The sequence below is a fragment of the Nocardioides pini genome (assembly GCF_026712185.1).
Classification (GTDB): domain Bacteria; phylum Actinomycetota; class Actinomycetes; order Propionibacteriales; family Nocardioidaceae; genus Nocardioides; species Nocardioides pini.
This window is the reverse complement of sequence record NZ_JAPPUX010000001.1, coordinates 524631-542689: the sequence shown is the minus strand read 5'-3', so window position 1 is coordinate 542689 and position 18059 is coordinate 524631. Positions and strand designations below refer to the sequence as shown.

Below are 18059 nucleotides of genomic sequence, written 5' to 3'. Positions count from 1 at the left end.
GGAGGGAGCGGACGCGGCAGGAGTCGCGACCAGCAAGGTTACGGCGCGCCGAGCGGGAGGGTCAAAACGACGGGGCGCCATGATGACCGGGTGCGCAACGGTGGCGTGTCCTTCTGGTGGCAGCAGGTGGGACTGCCCGTCCCCACCGACCGGCTCGAGGGAGACGCCTCGTGCGACGTGGCCGTCGTGGGCGGCGGGCTGACCGGGCTCTGGACGGCGTACTACCTCCACGAGGCCGACCCCACCCTCGACATCCGCGTGCTCGAGGCCGAGTTCGCCGGCTTCGGCGCCTCGGGGCGCAACGGCGGTTGGCTGTCCAGCGAGCTCGCCGGCTCCGCGCGGACGTACGCCGCCGTGGCGGGCGAGGACGGCGTCCAGCGCCTGCGCGACGCCCTGCGTGGCACGGTCGACGAGGTCATCGGGGTGGCCGCCCGGGAGGGCGTGGAGGCCGACATCGTGCGCAGCGGCGTCCTGACGGTCGCCCGCTCGGAGGCCCAGCGGCAGCGGCTCGGCGGCAAGCTCACCGCGGGGCAGGTGGCCGACCGGGTCCGGGTGGCCGGGGCCGTGTCGGGCCACTTCGACCCCGACTGCGCCCGCGTGCACCCGGCGCGGCTGGTGTCCGGCGTCGCCCGCGTCGTGCGGGAGCGCGGCGTACGCATCCACGAGGGCACCCGGGTCACGTCGGTCTCGCCCGGCACGGTGGTGACCGAGCGCGGCACGGTGCGGGCACCGGTGGTGCTGCGCTGCCTCGAGGGCTTCACCGCCGGGCTCGCCGGCCACCGCCGCGACTGGCTGCCGATGAACTCCGCGATCGTGGTGACCGCGCCGCTCACGGACGCGCAGTGGGGCGACATCGGGTGGGACGGCGCGGAGCTGCTCGGCGACGAGGCGCACGCCTACTGCTACGCCCAGCGCACCGCCGACGGCCGCATCGCGATGGGCGGGCGGGGCGTCCCGTACCGCTTCGGCTCCCGCACCGACGTCGACGGGCGCACCCAGGACCGGACGGTCGAGCAGCTGCGCGCCACCCTGACGACGCTGTTCCCGTCGCTGGCCGGCGTCCGGCTCGAGCACGCGTGGTGCGGCGTGCTGGGGGTGCCGCGCGACTGGAGCGCCAGCGTCGCGTACGACGCCGCGACCGGCCTCGGCCACGCCGGCGGGTACGTCGGCTCGGGGCTGACGGCGACCAACCTGGCCGGCCGCACGCTGCGCGACCTGGTGCTCGGACACGACACCGACCTGACCCGCCTGCCGTGGAGCGGGCACCGGGTCCGGAGGTGGGAGCCGGAGCCGCTGCGGTGGGCCGGCGTGCACGCGCTGTACGGCCTCTACCGCGCCGCGGACCGCCGCGAGGACGCCGGTCTGGGACGCACCAGCCGCATCGCCCGGGTCGCCCACCGCGTCGCCGGACGGTGACCTCGGGGAGCACCGGCGCACGTCCCACTGCTGGACACCTGATTCGCGGTCCTCGCGGACACCGGACTAGGTTGAGGGGACCCCACAGACGTACAGAGACGTATGAACAGGAGCCGACGTGACCGACGTTGCGGCCAAGGATTCCCTGACTGTCACCGACAACCGGACCGGTCAGACGTACGACATCGCGATCACCGACAACACGATCGCGGCCAAGGACCTCGGGCAGATCCGCCTCGATGAGGAGCAGCCCGGACTCGCGACCTACGACCCCGGGTTCGTCAACACCGCCTCGTGCCGCTCGTCGGTGACCTACATCGACGGCGACAAGGGCATCCTGGAGTACCGCGGGTACCCCATCGAGCAACTCGCGGAGAAGTCCAACTTCCTCGAGGTCGCCTACCTCCTCGTCCACGGCGAGCTGCCCACCAAGGAGCAGTACGACTCCTGGGTGCACGAGATCACCTACCACACGTTCGTGCACGAGAACGTCAAGTCGTTCATGCAGGGCTTCCGCTACGACGCCCACCCGATGGGCATGCTGATGGCCTCGGTCGGCGCGCTGTCGACGTTCTACCCCGACGCCCGCAACATCAGCGACGCCGACAACCGGCACATGCAGATCGTGCGCATGATCGCGAAGATGCCGACCCTGGGCGCCTGGTCGTTCCGCCACGCGCAGGGCAAGCCCTACGTCTACCCGGACAACGACCTGGGCTACACCGCCAACTTCCTCTCGATGCTGTTCAAGATGAGCGAGTCGAAGTTCGAGGCCGACGAGCGCCTGGTCAAGGCCCTCGACGTGCTCTTCATCCTGCACGCCGACCACGAGCAGAACTGCTCGACCAACGCGGTCCGCTCGGTGGGCTCCTCGCAGGTCGACCCCTACTCGGCCGTCTCCGCCGGCATCGGCGCCCTCTACGGCCCGCTGCACGGCGGCGCCAACGAGGCCGTGCTGCGGATGCTCAAGCGCATCGGCAGCAAGGAGAACATCCCCGCATTCATCGACGGCGTGAAGGACGGCAACGAGCGCCTCATGGGATTCGGCCACCGGGTCTACAAGAACTACGACCCGCGCGCCAAGATCATCAAGAAGTCCGCCGAGGACGTCTTCGAGGTCACCGGCACCAACCCGCTGCTCGACATCGCGCTCGAGCTGGAGAAGATCGCGCTGGAGGACGAGTACTTCGTCAAGCGCAAGCTCTACCCCAACGTGGACTTCTACTCGGGCCTGATCTACGAGGCCTTCCAGTTCCCGCCGGAGATGTTCACCGTGCTGTTCGCCATCGGCCGCACCCCGGGCTGGCTGGCGCAGTGGTCGGAGCTGGTGCAGGACAAGGACCAGAAGATCGCCCGCCCGAAGCAGATCTACACCGGCGACCGCGAGCTGACCTTCACCCCGGCGTCCGAGCGCTGGAGCTGACACCCGCGCCACGTCGTACGACGAACGCTCCCGGCCGGCAGGCCGGGAGCGTTCGTGCGTTCAGCGCTCGAAGACCGCCGTCGTCCGCGCCGGGACCGTGACGGAGTCCGCGGCGACGGTGCTGCTCCTCACGACCGGGTCGGTGCCCGAGGCCTGCACCTCGTGCAGCGTCCAGCCGTCGCCCGTGCGGGCGACCGTGGTCGGGGTGGACCCGGCGTTGACGACGACGAGCACGCCGTCGCGCCGGGGGTCGGCGTCGGTGCCGCGCGTGTCGTCCACGAGCATGGCGACGACGCCGGGGTCGCTGTCGAGGAACGACACCTTGGCCTGGATCGCCTCGAGGCTGCCGAGCCGGAACAGGCGCGAGGACGAGCGGATCCGCAGCAGGTCGAGGGCTCGGGCGTGCGCCTCGTCCATGGCCGCCGGGGTGGGGTCGAGCGCGGGGTCGGCCAGCAGGGGACGCATGTAGGCCCACTTGGCCTCGTTGTCGACGCGCAGCGGGAGGCCCGACCCGAAGGTGTTGTCGCGGCGCTCCCAGTCGACGCGGTTGAACCAGTCGCCGGAGTCGTAGGAGTTGCGGTCCAGGCTCTTCGAGCGCAGCAGGTCGGTGCCGGCGTGCCAGAACACCACGCCCTGCGACAGCGCGACCGTCGACAGCGAGACGGTGTTCATCCGGACCCGGTCGCCCATCGTCGTCGCACGCGGCAGCTTGAAGGCGAGGGAGTCGAAGAGCGTCTCGTTGTCGTGGGCGTCGACGTAGGTCACGGTCTCCGCCGGGTCGGCGGCGTAGCCCGCCGGCTGGCCGTTGTAGTCGACCTCCGAGCCGCGCACCTCCTCCCCCGTCGAGGACCGGAACCGGAAGTTGGCGAGGTTGCCCGCCATCCCGAGCCGGACGAGGTCCTCGAGGTGCAGCAGGTCGGCGCGCTGCTCCTCGGCCGTGCCGTTGACCTCGGCGCCGTTGGGGTCGGTGGCGAGCCCGGAGCCGAAGCCCTGCACGCGCGGGTCCTCGTCGAAGGGGCCACCGCCGCGAACGGCGTCGCGCAGCCGGTCGCTGAACGAGCCGATGCCGGTGCCGGCGAGGTTGCGCTGGGTGGCCTGCACGAAGCGGGCGTCGTCGGCGACCTCGCCGAAGTTCCAGCCCTCGCCGTAGAGGTAGATCGCCTTTCCGTCGACGCCGTCCTTGCGCACGGTGAGGCCGTCGAGGGCCTGCCGGAGACGCGTCATGTTCTCCAGCGAGTGGTGGCCCATCAGGTCGAAGCGGAAGCCGTTGACCTTGTAGTCGCGTGCCCAGGTGAGCACCGAGTCGATCATCAGCTTCTCCATCATCCGGTGCTCCGTCGCGGTGTTGGAGCAGCAGGTGGAGGTCTCGACGGCGCCCGTCGCGCTGAGCCGGTGGTAGTAGCCGGGCACGATGCGGTCGAGCACCGACTTCGGGTCCTGCCCGCTGGCGGCGGTGTGGTTGTAGACGACGTCCATCACCACCTGCAGCCCGGAGCGGTTCAGGCCCTGCACCATCCGGCGGAACTCGACCGTGCGCCGGGTGCCCTCTGGGTCGGTGGCGTACGACCCCTCCGGCGCGGTGTAGTGCAGCGGGTCGTAGCCCCAGTTGAAGCCGTCGCGCTCGCGCACCGCGCCGACGCATTCCTGCTGCTCCTCGGAGTCCGGCGGCAGTGACGCGAGGTCGCACGCGGGACTCGCCTGCGCGCTGCGCCGCTCCTCGATCGTCGCGATGTCGAAGGCGGGCAGGAGGTGCACCGTGTTGAGCCCCGCGTCCGCGAGCCGGCGCAGGTGGCGCATGCCGGCCGTGTCGTCGTGGGCGAACGCCATGTAGGTCCCCCGCTCGGCGGCCGGGACCGTCTCGTCGCCGATGGAGAAGTCACGCACGTGCAGCTCGTAGACCGTGCGGTCCTCGGGCTGTGCGACGACCGGCGCCCGGGTGGCGGACCAGCCGGCGGGCGCCAGGGCGGGGTCGGCGAGGTCGGCCACCAGCGACTGCTGCGAGTTGGTCGTGAGCGCCACCGAGTAGGGGTCGGTCACCCGGTTGGTGACGACCTTGCCGGCCGACGGCGCGTAGACCGTGACGTCGTAGGTGTAGGCCGCGTTGCGCCACGAGGCCGGCCCGGTCGCCGTCCACGTGCCGTCGGAGTGGCGCGTCATGGGCACCGTGCGATCGGCGACGGTCGCCGAGACGTCCTGCGCGGTCGGCGCCCACAGCGTCAGCGTGGGCCGCCTCCCCCGCCAGGTGACGCCGAGGTCGGCCCGCGCCGCGTCGGCGTACACGTCGTCGAGGACGCCGGGCAGCTGGACGCCGGTGGCGTCGTGCAGCGCACCGCTCCGGTCGTACGACGCGACCGCGACCTGGCCGGTGAGGATCTCCGGCACGCGCCGGACCGCCGCGCGGTCGAGGCGGAAGGCCTCGTAGCCGGCGAGGTGCGGGAAGTCGGCGAGGACGTCGGCGGGGAGGCCGGCCGGGTCGTGGGTCAGCGCCACGCTCTGCCCGCCGGTGACCGCCTCCGCGTCGACGCCGAGGTCGCCGGCCTGCGACCAGTGCAGCCGGTAGCGGCGCGACGCCGCGTCGGGCACGTCCCAGGCGACGAGGTCGTCTCGGAGCCACTGTGCGCGGGCCTTGCCGAGGTCGGGCGCAGAGCCGGCGCTGCGGGTCGAGACCTGCAGGCGGTGGGTGGTCACGTCGTAAGTGAAGACCACCTCGACCCCGCCGGCGGGGACCTCGAAGGGGATGTTCGCTCCCCCGCGCACGCCGTCGACGCCGTAGTCCTCGCCCCACGCCAGCCCGTGGGCGACCTTGGTCTCGTAGCTGCCGGCCGGGAGGGTGCCGGTGAACGTGTAGGTGCCGTCACCGTCGGGGTCCTTGAGCCAGCCGCGCATGCACGCGGGCTGCCAGTCGCCCGGGCAGCCGAGCTCGGACTGCATGCTCCCGGCGAGGGTGATGATCGGGCCGTCGGCGTCGCTGGTGATCCAGTGCGAGCCGTGCTCGTAGTAGAAGGTGACGGTCGAGCCGCCGGCCGGCACCGTCAGCGGGATGTCCCCGCCGCCACGCACCGCACCGGCGCCGTAGTTCTCGTCCCACGTGCCGTCGACGGCCGCCTTGTAGGCGTAGCCGCCCTCCGGCAGGGTGACGGTCTTCTTCCACACGAGGTCGTCGGCGTCGAGCGACATCTGCGCCTGCGGACACGCCGGAGCCCAGTCGCCGGCGCAGCCCATCTCGGAGTTGTGGCTGCCCGGCACCGACACCGACCCCGGCTGGGTCACCGGCCCGGTGCCGCCCCCGCCACCGGGCGTGGGCTCCGGCTCGGGGTCGCCGACGGTGGCGTACGACGACGCGACGGACAGGTTGCCGCTGCTGTCGCGCAGGACCGCGCGGTACTCGACGAGGGTGCCCCGGCGCAGCGGCCGCACGTCGTGGACCACCCGGTAGGGCGCGTTGTCGTCGGTGCCCAGCGGCGTCCAGTCGGCCGCGCCGGCGCGGCGCCAGGCGACGGTGACCTGGTTGAAGCCGCCGTCCGGGACGGCGACGGTGATCGGCGCCCGTCCCCCGACGGTCCCGCCGGCCGACGGCTTCTCGAGGTGGATCGCGGGGGCGTGCCGGCGTCCGGCGAGGGTGCCGTTGGCACGCCACACCACCGCCGACAGCGGGGGCACCGTGATCGTCGTACGCCCCTCGGCGTCGGTGCGCATCGACTCCCGGCCGGCGGGCCACACGCGGGTGAAGGTGCCGCGGCGCATCTCGGTGCCGACGGTGACGGTCTTCTCGGTGGTGGCGTTGTTGAGGGCGACGACGAACTCGCGTCGCTCGCGGGCGTCGATGCGGCTGAAGGCGAAGACGCCCGCCGTGCCCGAGGCGTAGCGGTGCAGCTGTGCCCCGTCGGCGAGAGCCGGGTAGCGCTCGCGCAGCGCCGCCAGGCCGCGGATCGTCCGGTAGAGCGGGTGGGCGGTGTCGTAGTTCTCGGTGGCGGTCGTCGCGTCGGTGCCGAGCAGGTCGTTGTCGTTGTAGGACGCGACCCGGCTCGGGAACATGTCCTCGCGGGCGTCCTTGTCGCCCCCGTCGCCGACGAAGCCCTGCTCGTCGCCGTAGTAGACGACCGGCTGGCCGCGCGTGAGGTACATGAGTGCGTGCGCGAGCCGGTCGCGCTCGAGCTCGGAGCCGGTGCCCTTCAGGAAGGTGCCGATGCGACCCATGTCGTGGTTGCCGAGGAACGTCGGCGAGGCGTACGCGTTGGAGTCGGTGTCGGTGTACCAGTCGTCGGAGGCGTAGAAGTCGCGCAGCCGCGTGGTCGCGCCCCCCTTGGCGAAGCCGGTCGCCCGGTCCTGGAAGCCGAAGTCGAGGGTGGCGTCGAGGCGGCCCTCCGTGCTGAACGTCGAGAGGGTCGCGGGGTCGGCGTCGTAGACCTCGCCGAAGGCGAAGAAGTCGTCGTTGCCGATGGACGCGGCGTGCTCGCGGATGGCCGGCGCGAACTCCTGCCAGAACTCCATGTTCACGTGCTTGGCGGTGTCGATGCGGAAGCCGTCGATGCCGAGGTCGACCCACTCCTCGTAGATGTCGGTCATCCCGTCCACCACGTCGGGCTGCTCGGTGAACAGGTCGTCGAGGCCGACGAAGTCGCCGTACGTCGAGGACTCGCCGGCGAAGGTCGAGTCGCCCCGGTTGTGGTAGTACGTCGGGTCGTTGAGCCAGGCCGGGACCTTGACCGTGCGGTCGGCGTCGGAGCGGAAGACCGGCGTGTAGGGGAACGAGGTGGCCGCGTCGAGCTCGGGGAAGTCCGGCGAGCCCACCACGTCGCGGTCGTCGAACTCGGCGCCGCTGGCGTCGACGTAGGGCTCGGCCTCCTTCGAGACGTACCCGTACTGCTTCTCCGCGTAGTCGATGACGTCGGCGGTGTGGTTGGTGATGATGTCGAAGAAGACCTTGATGCCCCGCCCGTGCGCCTGGTCGATGAACGCCTCGAGCTCGGCGTTGGTGCCGAAGTGCGGGTCGATGCGGGTGAAGTCGGTGACCCAGTAGCCGTGGTAGCCCGCGCTCGCGTCGGCGCCGCTGCCCTGGACGGGGCGGTTCTTGAAGCTGGGCGTCAGCCAGATCGCGGTGGTGCCGAGGTCGGCGATGTAGTCGAGCCGGTCGGACAGGCCCTGGATGTCGCCCCCGTGGAAGAACCCCTTGTCGGTGGGGTCGAGGCCCGTGGCGAGCCGGTCGCCGGTGAGGCCGCCCGCGTCGTTGCCGGGGTCGCCGTTGGCGAACCGGTCGGCCATCACGAAGTAGAAGTTCTCCCGGGTCAGCGGACCGCGGAGCGAGGTGCCGGCGAGCTCGCGGTCGGCCGCGGTCGGGGTCGCGGACGGCTGCTCGGCCGGCGCCACGGCGACCCGGTGGGAGGCGTCGTCGTAGGTGAAGCGCAGACGCGCCGGGTGCTCGAGCGCGAGCGGCAGGTTCGGCCCGTCGGCCGCGCCGCCGGCCCCGTAGTTCTCCGCCCACGTCCCGTCGATGGCGACCTTGTACTGGTAGGTGCCCGCGGGCACCTGCGCCACGAGCTCCCACGAGCCGTCGGGGAGGCGGTCGAGGCCCGAGGGCCCGCAGGACGGGGCCCAGTCCTCGGTGCAGCCGAGCTCGTCCTGCAGGTCGCCCACCAGCGTGACCGAGGTCGGCGGGGCGGCGCGGTGCTCGGCGTGCGCGGGGGCGAGGGGCGCCAGCGACGCGACCAGGGTGGCGAGGACGGACAGGCCGAGGACGGCAGGGGACGGACGACGCACGAGGGCTCCCGAGAAGGTGCGAGGTCCCGGCCGCGGGTGCCGCGACCGGGTGGGGGTGGCGGCCGTCACACTAAGGACCTCGTGAGAGAACTTGCAAGACCTGCAAGATCTTTCAGATCGCCCCACGCGTGGGACGGGGCCGATCTTGCAGCGACTCCCCCGCGCGGCCCGCTCCGTCCCGCCCTTCGGGTGCTCGCCCGAGGCGTCGGTGGCCCCTAGACTCCGACCCACTCGGGTGGGGCGCGACAGCGGCGGTCACGGAGGTGACGTGGGGACACGTGGGGACAGCACCCTCGGCACGCTGCTGCGCGGACTGCGCGAGGGCGCCGGGCTCTCGCAGGAGGAGCTCGCCGAGCGCGCCGGGCTGAGCCCGCACGCGATCAGCGCTCTCGAGCGCGGCACCCGCACCCGGCCCTACCCGCACACCCTGCGCTCGCTCGCGGCGGCGCTTGACCTCGACGAGGACCAGCGCGCCGCCCTCCTGGCCGCCGTCCCCTCCCGATCGCCCCGCACCGCCGCCCCCGCGGCGGCCGACGGCACCCCTGGGCCGCGCGACCTGCCGGTCCCGGTCTCGCCGCTCATCGGGCGCGACGACGACGTCGGGCGGGTGGCCGACCTGCTGCGCACCAGTCGCCTGGTCACCCTCAGCGGCCCCGGGGGCGTCGGCAAGACCCGCCTCTCCCTGGCGGCTGCGGCGTCGGTCCGCGACCGCTACGCCGACGGCGTACGACTGGTCGAGCTCGCGCCGCTGCTCGAGCCGTCCCAGCTGCTCCCGGCGGTCGCCGACGCCGTCGACGCCACCCGCGACCCCACGCGGTCCGTCACCGACGACATCGTCGACCGGCTGCGCGGCCAGCACCTGCTCCTGGTGCTGGACAACGTCGAGCACCTCCTCGACGCCGCCCGGGACGTCGCAGCGATCGTGGAGGCGGTGCCCGACCTGTCCGTGCTGGCGACGAGCCGGGCGCCGCTGCGCGTGCGCGGCGAGACCGAGTACGCCGTGGAGCCGCTCGAGGTGGCCGACCGTCCGGACGGGACGCCGTCGCCCGCGGCGCGACTGCTCCTCGACCGCGCACAGCGGGTGAACCCCGGCTGGGGCGCCGACCCGGCCGACGCCGCGGCCGTGGGCGCCACCTGTGAGCGCCTCGCCGGGCTGCCACTCGCCCTCGAGCTCGCGGCCGCCCGCGCGCGGCTGCTCGACCCGGGGTCGCTGCTGCGGCGCCTCGACACGGCGCTCGAGGCCGGTCCGCGCGACCTCCCGCCCCGCCAGCGCACGATGCGCGCCACGCTCGACTGGAGCCAGGGGCTGCTCGACGCGCCGGCGCGCCGGCTGCTCCGGCTGATGGGCGTCTTCGCCGGGGGCACCACCCTGGCCGACCTCGAGGCGATCGCCGCCCGGGTGGGCATCCCCGACGACGAGGTCGTGCCCAGCCTCGAGGAGCTCGTCGAGCACTCCCTGGTCCTCGCCGAGGGCACCGGCCGGGTGCGGATGCTGGAGCCGGTCGCCCAGTACGCCCGCGACCTGCTGCGCGAGGCGGGCGAGTGGCGCGAGGCCACGCGCGCCCACGCCGCCCACTACCTCGAGGTGGCCGCGGCCAACAGCTCCAGCTACCGCGACGGCGGCCAGGTGGGCGCCCTCGCGCGGATCGACCTCGAGCACGCCAACCTCGGCGCCGCGGCGGAGCGCTCGCTCGCCGACGGCGACCCCGACACCCCGGCCCGGCTCGCGTGGGAGCTGTGGCTCTACTGGTGGCTGCGTGGCCACACCGAGCACGGCCGGCGCTTCGCCGAGAGCGCGCTCGAGCACGCCGACCGGCTGGAGCCGGCGGTGCACGCCCGCGCGGCCCTGGCCGCCGCGACGATGGCGTTCGCGATGGACGACGTGGCCGCCGCGGCCGCCTGGTGGGCGGTCGCCGGGGAGCACGCCGGGGACGAGCCGGACATCCTGTCCAACTCCGTCGCCGGCTCCGGTCTCGTCGCCCTCGTGGAGGGCGACCTCGCGACGGCGCAGCGCTGCTTCGAGGAGGCGATCGTCCACGCCGAGGCCGGCGGGCCGTCGGTCGAGTGGACGTGGGCGCTGGGCCACATCTGGCTCGGCACCATCGCCCTGCTCCGCGGCGATCCCGACGAGGCCGTGCGCCAGATCGCCGAGGGGCTCGGCTCCGCGCACCGTCGCGAGGACCGGCTCACCTCCTACATCGCGCTCTACAACCTCTTCCAGGTCGAGCTCGCGCGGGGTGACCACGCCGCCGCCCGGAGCCACCTCGCGGAGGGCACGCGGCTCTCGCTCGAGACCGGCGACCAGGCCAACCTCGCCTACCTGCTCGACGCCGGGGCGGTGCTCGCCGCGGCCTCCGACCAGCACGCGCGGGTGCCGCTGCTGCTCGGCGCCGCCCAGGCGATCCGCGAGGCCCAGGGCGCGCGGGGCTACGGCTACTACCGCCCCGACCCGGCCGCCATCACCGCGGCCGCCGACGACGCCCGGTCGCACCTGGGGGCCGACCGCTACGACGACGCCCTCGACACCGGGCGCGGGTTCACCGGCATCCAGGCCGCCGCCATGCTGCGCGACCCCGGGTCGCCCGCGGGCTGACCCGGCCGCACCCCGTACACCCCTCGTACACCTGCGGCTGTCCGTGGCGGCCGACGTCGTACGGCCCGAGGGTGGTGGCCCGGCACACGTCCGTGCCCCGTCACCCGAGGAGCCGCAGATGAGCACCACGCTCGACCCGTCCACCGCGTCTGGTCCGCACCGCGACGCCGGCACCGGCGCACCGACCCGGCCACCGGGCCGCGGGTGGGTGCTCGCCGGGCTCGGCGCCGGTGTCGCCGGGATCGTGTCCGTCGTCGCCAGCAGCATGGTCGACGCCGTCTACGACCCGGCGACCAGCGGCGACGCCGGGGCGATCGCCGAGGCCACCTCGGAGCTGGTGCCGCAGATCCTGACCTTCCACACCGCGACGATGGTCTCGTGCGCCCTGCTGGTGGTCTTCGCCGCCGGCCTGCACCGACACCTGCAGCGGCGCACGCACGCCGACAGCATCGTGCCGGGTGTCGCCGCCATCGGGCTGGTGATGGTCTGCGTCGCCCAGCTGATGGGCGCCGGCCTGACCACGGAGTTCGCCTTCGCGTTCGCCGCACCCGACGACGCGTTCGTCCCCGAGACGATCGCCTTCTTCGGCCACTGGGTCGGCACCATCCCGTGGCTCTGGGGCGGCATCGGGCTGACCGCCCTCGCCATGGCGAGCGCCGCGCTGCGGCAGGGTGCCTTCGCGCGCTGGCTCGGCTGGACCAGCCTCGTCCTCGGCGGCATCACGACCCTGTTCCTGGTCAGCCCCGTGCAGTACATGGCGGGCATGACCGGACCGGTCTGGCTCGTCGTCGTCTCCGTCGCGCTGCTGCGCTCGGTGCGCCGGGCCTGACATGCCGTCCGTCGCGCACGACCCGCCGCAGGCGCCCGACTTCGCGTCGTACGTCGCCGCGCGACGCCCCGCGCTGCTCCGCTGGGCGCGCGCCGTCGCCGGCGACCCGCACAGCGCGGAGGACCTGGTGCAGGACTCCCTGGTCCGGGTCCTCCCCCGCTGGGAGGGCCTGCGCGAGGCCGCCGCCGCGGACGCCTACGTCCGGCGCACCATCACCCGCCAGTACGTGAGCTGGCAGCGGCAGCCGTGGCGGCGCGACGAGGTCACTTCGGCCGACCCACCGGAGACCGCTCCGGACCGCGACCCTGTCATGCTCGCCGACCCGTCGGGCCGTCTCTGGGACCTCGTCCTGCAGCTCCCGCCGCAGCAGCGCGCCGCCGTCGCCCTGCGCTACTACGAGCAGCTCAGCGTCGCCGAGGCCGCGGCCGTCCTCGGCTGCTCGACCGGCACCGTCAAGTCCAACACCAGCCGCGGCATCGCGGCGCTCCGCCGCCTCACCCATCAGCACCCCTGACCACCCCGACCACCACCCCACACCACCGAGAGGGACGCCCCATGTCGTCACCACCCACCAGCCCGACCGCCACGCCCGACAAGTCCTCGCCATCCGGCTGGCTGCCCGCCGACTTCCGCCACCCGACCCGGGTCGAGGTCCCGTACGGGCACCACCTGCGCCCGATCCGCGCCGAGGACACCGACCTCGACATGGTCGCCGTCATGGGCTCGCGGGAGCGGCTGTGGAGCATCTACGGCGAGGCGTGGGGGTGGCCACCCGCCGACATGACCCACGAGGCCGACCGCGCGGACCTGGCCCGCCACGCGGCGGAGATGGAGACGCACGAGTCGTTCAACTACGCGCTCCTCGACACCGACGAGACCGCGCTGCTGGGCTGCGTCTACATCGACCCGCCGGAGAAGCCGGGTGCCGACGCGGAGATCTCGTGGTGGGTGGTCGACGAGTGCGTGGGCACCGAGCTCGAGGCCGCGCTCGACGAGCTGGTCCCGCGCTGGATCGCCACGGACTGGCCGCTGGAGCGCCCGCGCTACGTCGGACGCGACCTCACGTGGGCGGAGTGGATCGCGCTGCCCGACCTGCCTCGCTGAACCAGGTCTCCGCACCTTCACAACGCGTTCTCAGGGCATCCACAGGGTCACGGCGCATCGTCGATGACATGAGCGACGGACAGACCCCCCAGCAGCACCCGCGACCCGCCGACGACAACCCGTACCAGCGCGCCTCGGCCGGGTGGGCCGGCACCGACACGCACCCCACGCAGCCCCAGCCGCCCACCTACGGCGCGCAGCCCGGGTTCCCGGTCCAGCAGCCCACCCACGCCCCGCCCCGCGACCGCAAGGCGCGCAGCCGCACGGGCCTGGCCGCCGCCGTCGTCGCCACCTCCCTGCTGGTCGGCGGAGGGGCCGGCATCGGCGGAGCCGCCTGGTGGGACGCCACCCAGGACGGGACCGGCGGGTCCGCACAGGCGAGCCCGGTGTCGACGTCACAGGTGTCGTCGCAGTCCCAGGCCCCCGCGGCGGACGGCTCGGTCGAGTCGGTGGCCCAGAAGGTGCTGCCCAGCGTCGTCAAGATCGACGTCACGACCGCCCAGGGAGGCGCCTCGGGATCGGGCATCATCCTCACCGCCGACGGGACGATCCTGACCAACAACCACGTGGTCGAGGGCGCCGAGGCGGGCAGCCTCACGGTGTCGTTCGACGACGGCACGAGCGCCAAGGCCGAGGTGCTCGGCACCGACCCGCTCACCGACACCGCCGTCATCAAGGCCGAGGGGGTCTCGGACCTCACGCCGGCCACGATCGGCAAGTCGGCCAACCTGGGCGTCGGCGAGAGCGTCGTCGCCATCGGGTCGCCCTTCGGCCTCGACGCGACCGTCACCAGCGGCATCGTCAGCGCCCTCGACCGTCCGGTCAACGTGGGCTCGGACGACCAGGGCAACTCCACGACGTACCCCGCGATCCAGACCGACGCCGCCATCAACCCCGGCAACTCGGGCGGGCCGCTGGTCGACCTCACCGGCGCGGTGATCGGCATCAACTCCTCGATCCGCACCGCGGCGTCGCAGTCGCCCTACGGCGGCCAGTCCGAGTCCGGCTCCATCGGCCTCGGGTTCGCGATCCCCATCGACGAGGTCATGCCGATCGTGGACCAGATGGCCAAGGGCGAGACCCCCACGCACGCCCGGCTGGGCATCCAGGTCGGCGACGCCCAGACCGGCGACGCCGCGGGCGCCGTCGTCCGCGAGGTGACGGCCGGCTCCACGGCCGAGAAGGCGGGCCTGGAGTCGGGCAGCGTGATCACCAAGGTCGACGACCACCGGATCACCGGCGCCGACTCGCTCGTCGCGACGATCCGCTCCTACCGCCCCGGCGACTCGGTGAGCGTCACCTGGACGACCGGCGGCGAGGAGCAGACGGCGACCCTCGTGCTGGACTCCGACGCGACGCAGGGCTGAGCCGGGACCGGGTCCGCTCGCCGGGTTGGGCCGGCCGCGCCATGATGGTGCGGCCGGCCCTCTTCCGTGCGCGCCCGGACCCCGACCCGAGGAGTCACATGCAGCTCGAGCTCAGTCCCGCAGACGCGGAGTTCCGGACGCGGATGCGCGAGTTCTTCACGACCAAGGTGTCGCAGGAGATCCGTGACACGGTCCTCGAGGGGCGCCACCTCACCCGCGACCAGATCGTCGAGGCGCAGCGGACCCTCAACGCCGAGGGCCTCGCCGTGCCGCACTGGCCCGTCGAGTGGGGCGGCCAGGACTGGACCGAGCTCCAGCGGCACCTGTGGCACGAGGAGATGCAGCGCGCCGGAGTGCCCATCCCGCTGGCCTTCAACGCCTCCATGATCGGGCCGGTCATCGCCCACTTCGGCACCCAGGAGCAGAAGGAGCGCTTCCTCCCCGCGACCGCCAACCTGGACATCTGGTGGTCCCAGGGCTTCTCCGAGCCCGACGCCGGCTCCGACCTCGCCTCCCTCCGCACGACCGCGGTGCGCGACGGCGACGACTGGGTCGTCAACGGCCAGAAGACGTGGACCACGCTGGGCCAGCACGGCGACTGGATCTTCACCCTCGTGCGCACCGACCCCGAGGTGAAGAAGCAGGCCGGCATCTCGATGCTGCTCATCGACATGACCACGCCGGGGGTCGAGGTGCGGCCGATCGAGCTCATCGACGGCGGCCACGAGGTCAACGAGGTGTGGTTCTCCGACGTGCGGGTGCCGGGCGACCTGCTGGTCGGGGAGCTCAACGGCGGATGGACCATCGCCAAGTTCCTGCTCGGCAACGAGCGGGTCGGCGTCGCACCCGTGGGAGCGACCAAGCGGGCGCTGGCCGCGGTGAAGGCCAACGCGGGTGCCCTGCTGGACGACCCGCTGGTGCGCGCCCGGGTCGCCGAGCTCGAGACCGAGCTGCTCGCCCTCGAGCTCACGGCGCTGCGCGTGGTGGCGCACTCGTCCGACGGGGCCCCGCACCCCGCCTCGTCGGTGCTCAAGCTGCGCGGCACCGAGCTCCAGCAGGCCGTGAGCGAGCTCGCCCTCGACCTGGCCGGACCGGGCTCGCTCGCTGCCCGCGCCGGGGACGACTCGCCGCAGGAGGGGTGGGCCCGACGGTCGGCGCCGACCTACCTGAACCTGCGCAAGGCCTCGATCTACGGCGGGTCGAACGAGATCCAGCGCCAGATCATCAGCCGCACGATCCTGGGACTCTGAGGGGCGACGACATGGACTTCACCTACGACGACGAGCAGCAGGCGCTGCGCGAGGCCGTCCGCGGGCTGCTCGCGACGGCGTACGCCGACCACGACGCACGGCGCCGCACGGTGGCCGACGACCCCGGGTTCGACCGCGCCCTGTGGGGCCGGCTGGCCGAGATGGGCGTCCTCGGGCTGCCGTTCAGCGAGGCCGACGGTGGCGTCGGCGCCGGTCCCGTCGAGATCGGGATCGTGTGCCAGGAGCTCGGCCGCGTGCTCGCGCCGGAGCCCTACCTCGCGGCGGTCGTGCACGCCGGCGGCCTCGTGGCCGCCATCGGGACCGCCGAGCAGAAGGGCGACCTCCTCGGCCGCCTCAGCGCCGGCGAGGTCGTGCTCGCCGCGGCCGACACCTCACCCGGCGGCCGCTGGTCCTCCGGCGCGGACGGTGTGCGCGCCTCCGTCTCCGACGGCAGCTGGACCCTCGACGGCGTCGCCGACCCGGTCGTGGCCGGCAAGTCCGCCGACGTGCTCGTCGTGACCGCTGCGCTGCCCGACGACGCCGGGACCGGCGTCTTCGTCGTCGAGGCCGCCGACGTGACCCGGTCGGGCTACGCCGCCGCGGACCTCACCCGGGCGGCGACGGTCCGCTTCGACGGCAGCGCCGCCACGCCGCTGGGCGACCCCGGCCGCGACGTGACGCCCAGCATCGCCACGATCAGCGACCTGACCCGGATCATGGGCGCCAACCAGGCCCTCGGGGTGATGCAGAGCCAGGTGCGCGCCACCACCGACTACCTCAAGAGCCGCAAGCAGTTCGGCGTCACCCTCAACACCTTCCAGGCGCTCACGTTCCGGGCCGCCGACATGTACGTCTCGCTGGAGCTCGCCCACAGCACCGTCGACTGGGCGACGATGACGATCGCGGGCGGCGACCGCGAGGCGGTGGCCGACGCCGCCGACCGGGTCGGGCTCCAGGTCGCGCGGGCGGCCCGCCACATCGGGCAGGAGGCGATCCAGCTGCACGGCGGCATCGGCATGACCGCGGAGTACGCCGTCGGGGTCGGCACCGCCCACCTCACCGTGCTCGAGCAGTGGCTCGGCAACGCCGGTCACCACCTCACGCGGCTCGCCTCCCGCGTCACGGACCACGAGATGGTGGACGCCGTCTGATGGACCTCTCGCTCACCGAGGAGCAGCAGGCCTTCCGCGACCTCGCCCGCGACTTCCTCGAGCGCGAGGCCGTCCCGCACCGGATGCGGTGGGACCACGAGGAGTCGGTCGACCTCGCGATCGTGCCCAAGATGGCCGAGCTGGGGTTCTTCGGCCTCACCATCCCCGAGGAGTACGGCGGCGTCGGCGGCGACTACGTCACCTACTCCCTCGCCATGGAGGAGCTCGGCCGGGCCGACTCCGCGCTCCGCGGCATCGTGTCGGTGAGCAGCGGGCTCGTCGGCAAGTCGGTCCTCGACCACGGGACCGAGGAGCAGAAGCAGGAGTGGCTGCCCCGCCTCGCCTCCGCCACCGCCCTCGGCTGCTTCGGCCTGACCGAGCCCGGCACCGGGTCCGACGCCGGCAACCTCACCTCGCGGGCGGTCCGCGACGGCTCGGACTGGGTGATCGACGGCCAGAAGCTCTTCATCACCAACGGCACCTGGGCCGACGTGGCGCTCGTGTTCGCCCGCACGAGCGACGACGGCCCGCAGGGCGTCACGGCGTTCCTCGTCCCGACCGACTCCCCCGGCTTCGAGGCCCGCGAGATCACCAACAAGCTCGGGCTGCGCGGCCAGGCCACGGCCGAGCTCTTCCTGTCCGGCGTGCGCGTCCCGGACTCCGCGCGCCTCGGCGAGGTCGGACGGGGGTTCAGGATCGCGATGGGCACGCTCGACAAGGGCCGGCTCGCGGTCGCGTCCGGCTGTGTCGGGATCGTGCAGGGCTGCCTCGAGGCCTCGGTGGCCTACGCCCGGGAGCGCACGCAGTTCGGCAGGCCCATCGCGTCGTTCCAGCTGGTGCAGGACCTCATCGCCGGGATCTCCCTCGACGCCGACGCCGCGCGGCTCCTCGCATGGCGGTGCGCCGACCTCGTCGACCGCGGCGAGCCCTTCGGCGTCGCGGCCTCCAAGGCCAAGCTGTTCGCCTCGGAGGCGGCCGTCCGCGCGGCCAACAACGCGATCCAGGTGCACGGCGGGGCGGGCTACGTGGACGACTTCCCGGTCGCCAAGTACCTCAGGGACGCCCGGGTGATGACGCTCTACGAAGGCACCTCGCAGATCCAGAAGCTCATCATCGGCCGCGCCGAGACGGGCATCAGCGCCTTCGGCTGACGTCGTACGCCCTAGGAT

At 73.3% G+C, this 18059-nt stretch carries 11 protein-coding genes; 10 read left to right on the top strand and 1 reads right to left on the bottom strand.

The annotated features are described in order from the left end of the window. Nucleotides 1-90: 90 nt before the first annotated feature. Complete coding sequence (locus NYO98_RS02635; RefSeq protein WP_268109966.1) at nucleotides 91-1416, top strand: NAD(P)/FAD-dependent oxidoreductase; 1326 nt, start codon at nucleotides 91-93, stop codon at nucleotides 1414-1416. 118 nt (nucleotides 1417-1534) lie between these two features. Further along, entirely contained in the window at nucleotides 1535-2839 is a 1305-nt protein-coding gene (locus tag NYO98_RS02630) for a citrate synthase (RefSeq protein ID WP_268109965.1), read from the top strand. A 60-nt stretch (nucleotides 2840-2899) separates the two neighbouring features. Here NYO98_RS02630 and pulA read toward each other — a convergent pair whose 3' ends face one another. Further along, a complete protein-coding gene (gene pulA, locus NYO98_RS02625) occupies nucleotides 2900-8596 on the bottom strand; it encodes a pullulanase-type alpha-1,6-glucosidase (RefSeq protein WP_268109964.1) in 5697 nt (1898 codons plus the stop codon). Between the two features lie 268 nt (nucleotides 8597-8864). Between pulA and NYO98_RS02620 the strand changes: the two genes are divergently transcribed. From NYO98_RS02620 to NYO98_RS02585, 8 genes are all read left to right on the top strand, one after another. Next, nucleotides 8865-11189, top strand: a complete 2325-nt coding sequence (locus NYO98_RS02620; RefSeq protein ID WP_268109963.1) for an ATP-binding protein — start codon at nucleotides 8865-8867, stop codon at nucleotides 11187-11189. 118 nt (nucleotides 11190-11307) lie between these two features. Beyond that, nucleotides 11308-12018 (top strand): hypothetical protein, encoded by a 711-nt coding sequence (locus NYO98_RS02615; RefSeq protein WP_268109962.1) that lies wholly within the window; start codon nucleotides 11308-11310, stop codon nucleotides 12016-12018. A 1-nt stretch (nucleotide 12019) separates the two neighbouring features. Further along, a complete protein-coding gene (locus tag NYO98_RS02610; protein WP_268109961.1) occupies nucleotides 12020-12532 on the top strand; it encodes a SigE family RNA polymerase sigma factor in 513 nt (170 codons plus the stop codon). A gap of 41 nt (nucleotides 12533-12573) precedes the next feature. Then, entirely contained in the window at nucleotides 12574-13122 is a 549-nt protein-coding gene (locus NYO98_RS02605; RefSeq protein WP_268109960.1) for a GNAT family N-acetyltransferase, read from the top strand. 68 nt (nucleotides 13123-13190) lie between these two features. Further along, complete coding sequence (locus NYO98_RS02600; RefSeq protein ID WP_268109959.1) at nucleotides 13191-14489, top strand: S1C family serine protease; 1299 nt, start codon at nucleotides 13191-13193, stop codon at nucleotides 14487-14489. A 98-nt stretch (nucleotides 14490-14587) separates the two neighbouring features. Next, nucleotides 14588-15739, top strand: coding sequence for an acyl-CoA dehydrogenase family protein (locus NYO98_RS02595; protein WP_268109958.1), 1152 nt, complete (start codon nucleotides 14588-14590; stop codon nucleotides 15737-15739). A gap of 11 nt (nucleotides 15740-15750) precedes the next feature. Next, a complete protein-coding gene (locus tag NYO98_RS02590) occupies nucleotides 15751-16890 on the top strand; it encodes an acyl-CoA dehydrogenase family protein (RefSeq protein WP_268109957.1) in 1140 nt (379 codons plus the stop codon). Beyond that, complete coding sequence (locus NYO98_RS02585) at nucleotides 16890-18041, top strand: acyl-CoA dehydrogenase family protein (RefSeq protein ID WP_268109956.1); 1152 nt, start codon at nucleotides 16890-16892, stop codon at nucleotides 18039-18041. Before NYO98_RS02590 ends, NYO98_RS02585 begins: the two co-directional genes overlap by 1 nt. The last annotated feature ends 18 nt before the right edge of the window (nucleotides 18042-18059 follow it).

Excerpts from the sequence above, each read along its gene's own strand:
- NYO98_RS02615 (WP_268109962.1), top strand. The coding sequence starts at position 11,308 with ATGAGCACCACGCTCGACCCGTCCACCGCGTCTGGTCCGCACCGCGAC.
- NYO98_RS02590 (WP_268109957.1), top strand. The coding sequence starts at position 15,751 with ATGGACTTCACCTACGACGACGAGCAGCAGGCGCTGCGCGAGGCCGTC.
- NYO98_RS02600 (WP_268109959.1), top strand. The coding sequence starts at position 13,191 with ATGAGCGACGGACAGACCCCCCAGCAGCACCCGCGACCCGCCGACGAC.
- NYO98_RS02585 (WP_268109956.1), top strand. The coding sequence starts at position 16,890 with ATGGACCTCTCGCTCACCGAGGAGCAGCAGGCCTTCCGCGACCTCGCC.
- NYO98_RS02605 (WP_268109960.1), top strand. The coding sequence starts at position 12,574 with ATGTCGTCACCACCCACCAGCCCGACCGCCACGCCCGACAAGTCCTCG.
- NYO98_RS02610 (WP_268109961.1), top strand. The coding sequence starts at position 12,020 with ATGCCGTCCGTCGCGCACGACCCGCCGCAGGCGCCCGACTTCGCGTCG.
- NYO98_RS02595 (WP_268109958.1), top strand. The coding sequence starts at position 14,588 with ATGCAGCTCGAGCTCAGTCCCGCAGACGCGGAGTTCCGGACGCGGATG.